This is a genomic window from Dietzia cercidiphylli (genome assembly GCF_014145145.1).
Lineage (GTDB): Bacteria > Actinomycetota > Actinomycetes > Mycobacteriales > Mycobacteriaceae > Dietzia > Dietzia natronolimnaea.
Map to the genome: position 1 here is coordinate 1 of NZ_JAALEA010000325.1, position 12,171 is coordinate 12,171.

The window sequence follows — 12,171 nt, forward strand, 5'->3', positions numbered from 1 at the left end:
CCCCGACCGTCGCGGCTCCCGCCGGGCCCTCGGCGACCACGGCGGCCAGCGGGCCGTCGGCGATGCGTCTGACCAGCTCCTCGTGGTCGATGCGCCCGGCCGCGGCCACCACGACGTCACCCGCACGGAGGACCCTGCGGTGGAACGATCGCAGCGTCTGCGCGTCCAGGGCCACCACCGACTCCTCGGTCCCGATGATCGGGCGAGCCAGCGGGTCATCACCCAACACGGCTCCGGTGGCGAGTTCGCAGGCGAGGTCCTCCGGGTCGTCGGCCCGGCCCGCGAGCTCGTCGAGCACCACGTCCCGCTCGATCTCCACGTCCTCCGGGTCACACGACCCGCGTGCCACCACGTCCACCAGTACGTCCACGGCCGTCGCCAGGCCCTCCGCCGGGACGTGGACGTGGTAGCAGGTGTGCTCCCGGCCCGTGTAGGCGTTGAGGTCACCCCCGAGGAGATCGATGCGCTCGGACAGTTCGAGTCCCGAGGCCGTGGCGGTCCGCTTGAACAGGACGTGCTCGAGGAAGTGCGCGGCACCGTGTTCCTCGGGGGCCTCGTCGGCGGAACCCGCCGCGATCCACACCCCGACCGCCGCGGTGTGGCACCACGGCAGGTTCTCGGTGACCACCCGGAGCCCCGGGATCGATCTGTCCACCCTGATCGTCGGATCCACGGCGACCCTCCCTTCCAGCGATACGAGGCACGCACCCCGCGCTCCGGGGTGCGTGCCTCGTGAGGTGCCGGGGTGCGCGTTCCCGCCCCGGCGGTGTATCAGTTGTCGTCGCCCTCGGCGTCGGCAGGCGATGCCGCCGCGGCGGACTCGTCGCCGACGGGCACGAGGCTGATCTTGCCGCGGTTGTCGATGTCCGCGATCTCGACCTGCATCTTGTCGCCCACGTTCACGACGTCCTCGACCTTGCCGACCCGCTTGCCCTGGCCCAGCTTGGAGATGTGCACCAGGCCGTCGCGGCCGGGCAGCAGCGAGAGGAAGGCGCCGAACGGGGCGGTCTTGACGACCGTGCCGAGGAACCGCTCGCCGACCTTGGGCAGCTGCGGGTTGGCGATGGCGTTGATCTTGTCGATCGCGGCCTGCGCGGACTCGCCGTCCGTGGCCCCGATGTACACGGTGCCGTCGTCCTCGATCGAGACGGACGCGCCGGTCTCCTCGGTGATCGAGTTGATCATCTTGCCCTTGGGCCCGATGACCTCACCGATCTTGTCGACCGGGACCTTGATCGCGATGATGCGGGGCGCGAACGGGCTGAGCTCGTCCGGCTCGTCGATCGCCTCGGCCATCACGTCGAGGATGGTCAGCCGGGCCTCGCGGGCCTGGGTGAGCGCGCCGGCCAGGACCTCGGACGGGATGCCGTCGAGCTTGGTGTCGAGCTGCAGCGCGGTGACGAACATGCCCGTGCCGGCGACCTTGAAGTCCATGTCGCCGAACGCGTCCTCGGCACCGAGGATGTCGGTGAGGGCCACGTAGCGGGTCTCACCGTCGACCTCGTCGGAGACCAGGCCCATCGCGATACCCGCGACGGGGGCCTTGAGCGGCACACCGGCGTTGAGCAGCGACAGGGTGGAGGCGCAGACGGACCCCATCGAGGTGGAGCCGTTGGAGCTGAGCGCCTCGGAGACCTGCCGGATCGCGTACGGGAACTCCTCGACGCTCGGCAGGACCGGCATGAGCGCACGCTCGGCGAGCGCCCCGTGGCCGATCTCACGACGCTTGGGCGACCCCACGCGACCGGTCTCGCCGGTGGAGTACGGCGGGAAGTTGTAGTGGTGCATGTAGCGCTTGCTGGTCTCCGGACCGAGCGAGTCGATCTGCTGGGCCATCTTGACCATGTCGAGCGTGGTGACCCCGAGGATCTGGGTCTCACCCCGCTCGAACAGGGCGGAACCGTGGGCCCGTGGGATGACCTCGACCTCGGCGGACAACGCGCGGATGTCCCTGATGCCGCGGCCGTCGATGCGGAAGTGGTCCGTGAGAATCCGCTTCCGGACGATCTTCTTGGTGAGCGACTTGAACGCGGCACCGAGCTCCCCGACCCGACCGGAGAACCGCTCCGAGAGCGAGTCGAGCACCTCGGCCTTGAGCTGGTCGGTCGCCCCGTCGCGCTCCTGCTTGTCCGCGATCGACATGATCTCACCGAGCTTGGCCTCGGCCACCTCGGAGACCGCGGTGAACGCGTCCTCCTGGTAGGGCGGGAAGAGCGGGAACTCCCGGGCCTCGGACGGGGCCGCGGTGGCCAGTGCCTGCTGCGCGGCGCACAGCTCGGAGATGAACGGCTTGGCCGCCTCGAGACCCTGCGCCACGACGTCCTCGGTGGGAGCCTGCGCGCCACCCGCGATCTTCTCGATGACGGTGTCGGTGGCCTCGGCCTCGACCATCATGATGGCGACGTCGGCGGTATCACCGGAGCCCACGACGCGACCGGCCACGACCATGTCGAAGACCGCCTCGGAGAGCTGCTCGACGGTGGGGAAGGCGACCCACTGCCCCTCGGGGCGGGCGGCGGTGGGGATGAGCGCGATCCGCACGCCTCCGACCGGACCCGAGAACGGGAGGCCGGACAGCTGCGTGGAGGCGGACGCGGCGTTGATCGCCACGACGTCGTAGAGGTCCTTGGGGTCCAGGCTCATGATGGTCACCACGACCTGGACCTCGTTGCGGACCCCGTCCGCGAAGGTGGGGCGCAGCGGACGGTCGATGAGGCGACACGTGAGGATGGCGTCGGTACTCGGCCGACCCTCGCGGCGGAAGAACGAGCCCGGGATGCGACCCGCGGCGTACATCCGCTCCTCGACGTCCACCGTCAGGGGGAAGAAGTCGAAGTGCTCCTTGGGGTGCTTGCCCGCCGTGGTGGCGGACAGCATCATGGTGTCGTCGTCGAGGTACGCGACGACGGCCCCGGCGGCCTGCTTGGCAAGGCGTCCGGTCTCGAATCGCACCTCGCGGCGACCGAAGTCGCCGTTGTCGATGGTCGCGACGGTCTCGAAGACACCGTCTTCGACCTCGACGGCCGTGATCTCTGGCATGTGTAGTCCTGTCCTGTCGGTGACTGGGGGCCTCACGGCGGAGACGTCTCCGCCGGGCCCGCCGGGTCACACGTCAGGGAATCCCGGTTCGACTTCGGTCTTCGATCGAAGCGGCCGGAACCGGCGCCCCGTCCCGGGGCACCCGCGGTTCCGGCAGCCACTACCGAGGACCGTCAATCGGACCTGTCGACACCCGGTACGTGCGCACCGGCCGTGATCAGGCTACCAGGGACAACACCCCGGGTCACCGGGGGACGCGCGGACACCGCCCCCGTACAGCACTGTTCCCCGCCCTCTTCGAGGACGGGGAACAGTGGGGGTGCGGGCGGGGTCCGCTCAGCGACGCAGGCCGAGGCGCTCGATGAGCGAGCGGTAGCGCGCGATGTCGACCTTGGCGATGTACTTGAGGAGACGACGACGACGGCCGACCATCAGGAGCAGACCGCGACGCGAGTGGTGGTCATGCTGGTGGCTCTTGAGGTGCTCGGTCAGCTGGCTGATCCGCTTGGTGAGCAGCGCGACCTGGGCCTCGGGCGAACCGGTGTCGGTCTCGTGGATCCCGTACTCGGCCAGTACGGCCTTCTTCTCTTCGGTGGTCATCGCCATGGGTGTCTCCTGGTTGTTCCAGTCCGCGAAAATGAATGACCCCGCCGCCGCGGACCGCAGGAGGGCCGACAGGAGACGTTACCAGTGGAGGGCACCGGCGCCCCAATCGATGATCAGCGGCGGTCGGCGCCGGCGTCGAGAACGGCCCTGGTCCTGGCGACGTCCCGGTCCATGGCCACGAGGAGCTCGTCGACCGAGGAGAACTTCTCCATGTCACGGACGTGGTCGACGAAGTCGACGGCCGCCACCCGCCCGTAGAGGTCCGCCGACTCGTCCAGGACGAACGCCTCGACGCTGCGCGCCGCGTCCCCGAACGTCGGATTGGTCCCCACGGAGATCGCGGCCGGGTAGCGCCGACCGGGCTGGATCGACCCGTCTACCTCGTGATCGTCGAGGAGGGCGAACCACCCCGCGTAGACGCCGTCGACGGGCACTGCCGTGTACTCCGGCAGATCCAGGTTGGCCGTCGGGTACCCGAGGTCGCGTCCACCACGCCCGGCTCCGTGCACGACGATCCCGGACACGCGATGGGGACGGCCGAGGATCGCGGCCGCGCCGGCGACGTCGGACTCCGCGAGCAGACGCCGGATCCGGGAGGAGGACACCGGCTCCCCCCCGGATTCCAGCAGATCCATCACCCGGACGTCGATGCCCCGCTCGGCGCCCAGCTCGCGCAGCGTCTCCGGGGTACCCGCCGCGCGTCGGCCGAACGAGAAGTTGCTGCCCACGGTGACGGAGCGGCTCCGCAACCCCCGCACCAGCACGCGGTCGATGAACTCGTCGGGTTCCCACGAGGCCATGTCGGTGTCGAAGGGCAGGGCGAAGACGGCATGGACCCCGAGGTCGCCGGCCAGTTCGGCGCGTCGCTCCAGGGGGGTGAGCACGAGCGGATGCGTACCGGGTCTGATCACCTCGACGGGGTGCGGGTCGAACGTCACCAGCACCGGGCTCGCCCCCGACTCGCGTCCGGTACCCACCGCGTGCTCCACCAGACCCCGGTGACCTCGATGGAGTCCGTCGAACACCCCGAGTGCGACGGAGGTCCCGCCGTCGGGGATCACGATCTCGTCGAACGTCCGCCACAGCTGCACGGCGACCACCTTACGCCCGGGTCTCACAGGCCCGCCGGGCGCATGACCACGACCGGAGCCGCGCGCTGCCCGGACTCGGAGACCAGGGCGGCGACCCGTCCGTCCGGTCCCACGGCGGCGACCACCCCGGCGTCGCCGCGGGCCGCCAGCCACCGTCCGTGTCGCAACCCCTCGGCCTCGTCCGCGTCGACGTCCCGGCGGGGGAAGGCGGTCAGCGCGGCGGCGTCGAGGTCCAGGGACAACCGTGGATCCTCCTCGAGTTCCCCGAGTGTCCGGGCGACGTCCAGTCCGAACGGGCCGACGCACGTGCGCCGCAGCGCGGTGAGATGACCCCCCACGCCGAGCGCGGCACCGAGGTCGCGCGCCAGCGCCCGGATGTAGGTGCCGGTCGAACAGTCGACGACGACGACGAGGTCCACCACCTCCCCGGAGCGCGTGCGCTCGAGGACCTCGAATCGCGACACGGTCACCGTCCGCGCGTCGAGCCGGACGTCCTCCCCGGCCCGCACCCGGTCGTAGGCGCGTCGACCGTCCACCTTGATCGCGCTCACCGAGGACGGGACCTGGTCGATCTCCCCGGTCAGCGCGGCGACCCCGGCGTCGATCGCCGCGTCGGTCACGGCGGAGGCGTCGACCCGCGCGGTGGTCTCGCCCTCCGCGTCGTCGGTGGTGGTGGTCTCGCCGAGCCGGATGGTGGCCTCATAGGTCTTGGTCTCCAGCGCGAGCAGGCCCAGGAGCTTGGTGGCCCTCTCGATCCCCACCACCAGGACGCCGGTCGCCATCGGGTCGAGGGTGCCGGCGTGCCCCACCTTGCGGGTGCCGAAGTACCGGCGCAGTCTCCCGACGACGTCGTGGCTGGTCATGCCGCCCGGTTTGTCCACGACGACGAGTCCCGGGGCGGGGGCGGGGCGGGGGTCGGGTCTGCGCGGGGTCACGCCGGACACGCTATCCCCCACCGCCCGGACGCAGCACGATCGCCGAGGCGACGTAGCCGTCCCGCACCGCCCACCGACCGTGGAGCTCCACCAGGTCGGGCCCGCCGTCCGCGGCCCGCGGGTCGACGAGGATCCGCGACCTCAGCACGCCAGAGGAGGACGCGCCGTCGACCTCCGTGGGTGTGAGCGTGATGTGGGCGTCGGAGAAGCCCAGCCACCGCCGCGTGAGCGGGTACCACGCCTTGTAGGTGGCCTCCTTGGCCGTGAACAGCAGGCGGTCCCAGTGGACCGCCCCCTGATCCCCGCGGGCCGCGCGCACCCACGCCGCCTCCTCGGGCAACGAGACCGCCTCGAGCACCCCCTCCGACAGCGGCCCGTGAGGTTCGACGTCGAGTCCGAGCGACCGGACCCGCTCGGCCGACGCCACCGCCGCCGCCCGCAGACCGCCGGTGTGGGTGAGCGTGCCCACCACACCCGGGGGCCAGACCGGCATCCCCCTGCCACCCCGGGTGATCGGCCCGGGGGGCACGCCCAGGCGGCTCATCGCCTCGCGCGCACAGGCCCGCGCCGCGGCGAACTCGATCCGGCGGCTCTCCACCGCCCTGCCGATCTGCTCGACCTCGACGGGGTACATGGCGGCCAGCGCCGCCGAATCGGTCATGCCGAGTTCGTCGAACGCCACGGCCACCACGTCGTCCGGCAGTACGTCCCTGATCACCGTTCCTCCTCCAGGTCGGGTCCGTCCTCACCGGGCCGGGCGATCCTCGGCAACCCGTCCCGGTCCCGGATCCACCTCACCTGGGGGTGGTCGGGGACGGGGAGGATCTGACGGGCGAGTGGGTCGGGGCGGCCGCGGGCCGCCCACTCGCGCGGGTACCCCAGCGAGACCTCCTCGAACCGGACCGAGTCGTGGACGGTGGTGCGCGGGATGTGCAGGTGCCCGTAGACGCTCGCCGTGGCCCGGTAGCGGCGGTGCCAGTCCGCTGTCTGGTCGGTGCCGCACCACAGCGCGAAATCGGGATGCCGCAGGACCTCGGTGGGCGCGCGCAGCAGGGGCCAGTGGTTCACCAACACGGTGGGGTGCGCCGGGTCCAGGGCCGCCAGTCTGGTGGTCGTGGCCACCAGCCGGGCGGCACACCAGGCGGCGGCGTCCGGGTACGGGGCGGGATCGATGAGGAACTCGTCGGACGCCACCACCCGTCGCTCCCTCGCCCCCGCGAGTGCCGATGCCCGGGACTGGCCGGGTGAGCGGGTCCACGAGTAGTCGTAGAGCAGGAACATCGGCACGACCCACGCCGGGCCTCCCGGACCGGTCCACAGCGGGTAGGGGTCCTCGGGGGTGTCCACCCCGATCGAGCGGCAGGCGTCCACCAGGCGGTCGTACTTGGTGGTGGAGGTGATCCCGTCGTCGTCGGAGGCGATCCACAACTCGTGGTTCCCCGGTACCCAGATCACCCGCTCGAACCGGTCGGCCAGGCGTTCCAGCGCGCCGACCACGTGGTCGGTCTTCTCCGCCACGTCTCCGGCCACGATCAGCCAGTCCCCCGGATGTACGGGCCGGATGTCGTCGATGACGTGCGCGTTGCCCCGGTGCCCGACGTGCAGGTCGGACACCGCGCGCAGACTCGGTCGGCCCGTCACGCCGGGGCCCCCTCGGGGGCCCGACGGACCGGGGTCTCCGCGCCCAGGACCACCCAGCGGTCACCGCGGACCCGTACGACGACCGCGATGAGTCGCATCGCCACGAACACGCCCATCCCCCACCAGATGCCGGCGAGTCCCCACCCGAAGTGTCTCGTCGCCAGGAGTACCGGGAGGAAGCCGACGAGAGCCGCGACGACCGTGCTGGTGCGGAGGTACGCGGCATCCCCCGCGCCCAGGAGCACTCCGTCGAGCCCGAACACCAGGGCGGCCGGGACCACCACGATCGCCATCCCGGTCAACGCCACGACGAGTCGGCCCGCGACCTCGGCGTCACCGGACAGGAGGGTCGCCATCGGCGAGCGGAAGAGCACCGTGACCACCGCGAGCCCGACACCCAGGCCCACCGACCACACGACCACCGCACGGGCCAGAGCTCGGCCGTGGGCGGCCAGCCCGGCACCCAACGCCGCACCGACGAGCGACTGCGCCGCGATCGCGACCGAATCGAGGACGAGGGTGTACAGAGCCCACAGCTGCTGGGCCAGGTGGTGCGCGGCGAGCGAGTCGACACCCGCCGCCGCGGCGGCCGTGGTGGCCACCGCGAAGGTCACCTGGAAGGACGCGGTGCGGATGACCAGGTCCACCCCGAGACGGAGCTGGTGGGTGATCACGGTCCACCTCGGACGCAGGGAGCCTCGGTGTTCCATCACCAGTGCGCCGAGGAATCCACCGGCCATGATCACCTGGCCCGCCAGGTTGGACCAGGCGCTCCCCACCAACCCCAGAGCGGGCGCGGGCCCGAGACCGGGCACCAGGACCACACAGCCGACGGTGGAGACACCGATCCCCGCCGCCACCAGGACCAGAGGGGTCCTGAATCGCTGCACCCCCCGCATCCACCCGTGTCCGGCGGACGCGACCAGGATGCACGGGATCCCCCACACCGCCACCCTCAGCCAGTCCGCGGCGCCCGCCGCCACCTCGGCATCGGCGGCCAGGACGCGCGTCAGCGGCCCCAGCGACGCGTGCACGCCCGCCACCACGACCACACCCACCGACAGCGCGATCCAGGTCGCCTGCACCCCCTCGGCCACGGCCTCGGGACGTCGCCCGGCTCCGTGCAGTCGGGCCGCCCGGGCGGTCGTGCCGTACGAGAGGAAGTTCATCTGGGTCCCGAGCACCAGCAGGACGAGCGCGCCGACCCCGAGCGCCGCGAGATCCTCCGGGCCCTGCCGGCCCACGACGATTCCGTCGACGAGCAGGTAGATCGGCTCTGCCGCCAACACCGGAAGCACCGGCAGCGCGATCGACCACAGGCGGCGCCCGATCTCACCCACTCCGACGTCCGGAGCAGTGGACCGGCGCCCCGGGTCAGGCGAGGAGCTCACTGAGCCTCGCCGTGACAGATCCGAGGTCGCCGCTCACGGTGCACCCGGCCGCCGCCGGGTGTCCGCCCCCGCCGAGGGTCGAGGCCACGGCCGAGACGTCCACGCCGTCGCCGCCTCGGGAGCGGAGCGACACCGCGCACTCGCCCGGCCGGATCTCCTTGACGAGCACCGCCACCTCCGCCTCCCGGACCCCCTGGAGGTGCGATACGAGCGACTCCAGGTCGGCCTCGTCGACCGACGCGACGACGTCATGAGGGACCGTCAACCACACCGCGCCCCGACCTCCAGCCGCGTCCGCGTCGAGGCGGGCGGTACCCAGGAGCTCCCCCAACACGCGGAGCCAGGAGAACGGGTGGGCGTCGAGGAGCGCGAAGCCGAGCTCCCGGGACACCGCCCCGGCCGCCAGCAGTCGGCGGGCCGTGTCGTGCGAACCCGCCCCACCCCACCGGAAGGACCCGGTGTCGGTGACGAGGCCGGCGTAGAGACTGGTGGCGAGGTCCGGGTCGACCGGGTAGCGACCGGCGTCGAGCACGTCGAGTACCAGGGTCGCGGTGGAGGCCGCCTCGGGATCCAGCAGCAGATGAGTCCCGAATCCCGGGTTGGAACGATGATGGTCCACCACCAGGACCTCGGTCGCCGAGCGGGCCAGGCGCCCCCAGTCGCCCACCCGGTCCGGGCTGGCGCAGTCCAGCGTCACCACCAGGCCGTCGTGCTCCGGCACCTCGCCGATCGGCACCACGTGTTCCGTGCCCGGGATCACCCGGAGCGCCTCCGGGACCGTGCCCGGGTCGAACGACTGGTGGACGAGGACGCCGTCTGCCCGCAGTGCACGGGCGAGGCCCGCGGAACTCCCCAGGGCGTCGGCGTCGGGGCGGACGTGGCACAGCACGGTCACCTCACGGTGCCGCGCGAGGACCTCGGCCGCGCCGCCCGCGTCCACCAGGGTGGTCACCGGTCGTCGTCCTCCGGTTGCCCCACCTCGTCGTCCTTGCGGTAGGGGTCCTCGTCCCCCGCGGGCCGCGCACCCTCCGCCACGCGTCGGACCTCCTCGTCCTGCGCGCGGGCCTTGGCGAGCAGCTCCTCCATCTGGCGCGCCGCATCCGGTACGGCATCCAGCCGGAAGGTCAGCTCGGGAGTGAACTTGACCCCCGTCTGCTTGCCCACCATCGTCCGCAGCCGGCCCCGTGCGTTCGCCAGGGCCTCTCCCGCGTCCGCGATGTCGGGTTCCTCGTCGAGCGTCTTCCCCCGGACCGTGTAGTAGAGGGTGGCCACCCTCAGATCCGCCGTGATGCGCGAATCCGTGATGGTGATGAACTCGAGACGCGGATCCTTGATCTCGTGCTCGATCGCCGTCGCGACGATCTCCCCGATCCGTTTGCCGAGCCGTCCGGCCCGTCCCTTTCCGGCCATGGCGATCCTCCTTGACGTGGTGCGGCCGCCGGGCGGCCGCTCGATACCCAGAATGCCGTGGGGGCAGGCCCGCAGACCACGGAACCTGCCCCCACGGGTGTCGCCGTCGACGTCAGTCGCGCGGCTTCTCGACGAGCTCGTAGGTCTCGATGACGTCGCCGATCTTGATGTCGGAGTACGTCACGGTCAGACCACACTCGAAGCCCTCGCGGACCTCGGTCGCGTCGTCCTTCTCGCGGCGCAGCGACGAGACGGTCATCTCCTCGACGACGACCTTGCCGTCGCGGATGAGACGGGCCTTGGCATTGCGTCGGATGATCCCGTCGAGGACCATGCAACCCGCGATGTTGCCGAGCTTGGAGGAGCGGAACAGCTGGCGGATCTCCGCCTGACCGAGCTTCTTCTCCTCGTAGATCGGCTTGAGCATGCCCTTGAGCGCACTCTCGATCTCGTCGATCGCCTGGTAGATGATCGAGTAGTACCGGATGTCCACGCCCTCGCGGTTGGCCAGCTCTGTCGACTTGCCCTCCGCGCGGACGTTGAACCCGATGATCACAGCGTCGGATGCGGCCGCCAGGTTGACGTTGGTCTCGGTGACCGCACCGACACCGCGGTCGATGACACGCAACTGCACCTCGTCGTCGATCTCGATACCCATGAGGGCCTCTTCGAGGGCCTCGACCGTGCCGGAGTTGTCGCCCTTGATGATGAGGTTGAGCTGGCTCGTCTCCTTGAGATGCGAATCCAGATCCTCGAGGCTGATCCGCCGGCGGGACCGAGCGGCGAGCGCGTTGCGCTTGCGCGCGTTTCGCTTGTCCGCGATCTGCCGTGCGGTGCGGTCCTCCTCGACCACCATCAGGGTGTCGCCTGCGCCACAGACGCTGGTCAGGCCGATCACCTGGACCGGACGGGACGGGGTCGCCTCCACGACGTCCTCCCCGTGCTCGTCCACCATGCGACGAACCCGCCCGTACGCGTCGCCGGCCACGATCGAGTCGCCGACCCGCAGCGTTCCGCGCTGGATGAGCACCGTGGCGACCGGACCGCGTCCGCGGTCGAGGTGCGCCTCGATGGCCACGCCCTGCGCGTCCATGTCCGGGTTGGCCCGCAGGTCCAGCGACGCGTCCGCGGTGAGGACGACCGCCTCGAGGAGCGACTCGATGTTGAGCCCCTGCTTCGCGGAGATGTCGACGAACATGGTGTCGCCGCCGTACTCCTCCGGGACGAGCCCGTACTCGGTCATCTGGCCACGGATCTTGTCGGGCTGAGCGCCCTCCTTGTCGATCTTGTTGACCGCCACGACGATCGGCACGTCGGCCGCCTGCGCGTGGTTGATCGCCTCGACCGTCTGCGGCATCACGCCGTCGTCCGCCGCGACCACGATGATCGCGATGTCCGTCGACTTGGCGCCGCGGGCACGCATGGCGGTGAACGCCTCGTGACCCGGGGTGTCGATGAAGGTGATCGTCCGGTCGATATCGTCGACCGGCACGGTGACCTGGTAGGCACCGATGTGCTGGGTGATGCCGCCGGCCTCGCCCTCGCCGACCTTCGCGGACCGGATGCTGTCGAGCAACCGGGTCTTGCCGTGGTCGACGTGACCCATGACGGTGACGACAGCGGGACGGATCTCGAGATCGTCCTCCCCGCCCTCGTCCTCGCCGAACGACAGGTCGAACGAGTCGAGCAGTTCGCGGTCCTCGTCCTCGGGACTGACGACCTGGACCTTGAAGCCCATCTCCTCGCCGAGGAGCTGAAGGGTCTCCGGGGTGACGGACTGCGTGGCCGTCACCATCTCACCGAGGTTGAACAGCGCCTGGACCAGCTGCGACGGGTTGACGTCGATCTTGTCCGCGAAGTCGCTCAGCGAGGCACCCTGTGCCAGCCGCAGGACCTGCCCACGACCGTCGGGGAGCCGGACGCCGCCGACCTCGGGGGCCCGCATCGAGTCGTATTCCTGACGCTTCTGCCGCTTGGACTTGCGGCCCCTGCGGGGCGCGCCTCCGGGGCGGCCGAACGCACCGGCCGCGCCGCTGCGGCCACGATTGCCTCCGCCGC

Annotated in this window: 11 protein-coding genes; all 11 read right to left on the bottom strand. The window is 71.1% G+C overall.

The genetic code is table 11. The annotated features are described in order from the left end of the window. The coding region (locus G6028_RS11785; RefSeq protein ID WP_182658980.1) for an insulinase family protein at nucleotides 1-673 on the bottom strand (673 nt) is incomplete at its 3' end. Nucleotides 674-771: 98 nt separating this feature from the next. After that, entirely contained in the window at nucleotides 772-3,039 is a 2,268-nt protein-coding gene (locus G6028_RS11790) for a polyribonucleotide nucleotidyltransferase (RefSeq protein ID WP_182609303.1), read from the bottom strand. A 336-nt stretch (nucleotides 3,040-3,375) separates the two neighbouring features. Next, nucleotides 3,376-3,645: a 30S ribosomal protein S15 gene (gene rpsO / locus G6028_RS11795; protein WP_107747462.1), complete on the bottom strand. Its 270-nt coding sequence runs from the start codon at nucleotides 3,643-3,645 to the stop codon at nucleotides 3,376-3,378. 113 nt (nucleotides 3,646-3,758) lie between these two features. Continuing rightward, nucleotides 3,759-4,736 carry a bifunctional riboflavin kinase/FAD synthetase gene (locus G6028_RS11800; RefSeq protein WP_182609304.1) on the bottom strand — a complete coding sequence of 326 codons (978 nt, stop codon included), beginning with the start codon at nucleotides 4,734-4,736 and terminating at the stop codon, nucleotides 3,759-3,761. A 23-nt stretch (nucleotides 4,737-4,759) separates the two neighbouring features. Next, nucleotides 4,760-5,671: a tRNA pseudouridine(55) synthase TruB gene (truB, locus tag G6028_RS11805; protein ID WP_179525430.1), complete on the bottom strand. Its 912-nt coding sequence runs from the start codon at nucleotides 5,669-5,671 to the stop codon at nucleotides 4,760-4,762. Nucleotides 5,672-5,681: 10 nt separating this feature from the next. After that, on the bottom strand, nucleotides 5,682-6,389 hold the full coding sequence (locus G6028_RS11810; RefSeq protein ID WP_182658981.1) for a 4'-phosphopantetheinyl transferase family protein: 708 nt from the start codon (nucleotides 6,387-6,389) through the stop codon (nucleotides 5,682-5,684). Further along, nucleotides 6,386-7,312 carry a metallophosphoesterase gene (locus G6028_RS11815; protein WP_182658982.1) on the bottom strand — a complete coding sequence of 309 codons (927 nt, stop codon included), beginning with the start codon at nucleotides 7,310-7,312 and terminating at the stop codon, nucleotides 6,386-6,388. The genes G6028_RS11810 and G6028_RS11815 overlap by 4 nt, the downstream gene beginning before the upstream one ends. After that, complete coding sequence (locus tag G6028_RS11820; protein WP_182658983.1) at nucleotides 7,309-8,652, bottom strand: MATE family efflux transporter; 1,344 nt, start codon at nucleotides 8,650-8,652, stop codon at nucleotides 7,309-7,311. Before G6028_RS11820 ends, G6028_RS11815 begins: the two co-directional genes overlap by 4 nt. 34 nt (nucleotides 8,653-8,686) lie before the next feature. After that, nucleotides 8,687-9,655 (bottom strand): DHH family phosphoesterase, encoded by a 969-nt coding sequence (locus G6028_RS11825; RefSeq protein ID WP_182658984.1) that lies wholly within the window; start codon nucleotides 9,653-9,655, stop codon nucleotides 8,687-8,689. Continuing rightward, nucleotides 9,652-10,113, bottom strand: a complete 462-nt coding sequence (gene rbfA, locus G6028_RS11830) for a 30S ribosome-binding factor RbfA (RefSeq protein WP_182658985.1) — start codon at nucleotides 10,111-10,113, stop codon at nucleotides 9,652-9,654. Before rbfA ends, G6028_RS11825 begins: the two co-directional genes overlap by 4 nt. A gap of 112 nt (nucleotides 10,114-10,225) precedes the next feature. Further along, a partial coding sequence (gene infB / locus G6028_RS11835) for a translation initiation factor IF-2 (protein WP_182644842.1) occupies nucleotides 10,226-12,171 on the bottom strand: 1,946 nt, incomplete at its 5' end.

Bases quoted from the DNA above. Each gene is read 5' to 3' on its own strand.
- G6028_RS11790 (WP_182609303.1), bottom strand. From the start codon at position 3,039: ATGCCAGAGATCACGGCCGTCGAGGTCGAAGACGGTGTCTTCGAGACC.
- rbfA (WP_182658985.1), bottom strand. From the start codon at position 10,113: ATGGCCGGAAAGGGACGGGCCGGACGGCTCGGCAAACGGATCGGGGAG.
- rpsO (WP_107747462.1), bottom strand. From the start codon at position 3,645: ATGGCGATGACCACCGAAGAGAAGAAGGCCGTACTGGCCGAGTACGGG.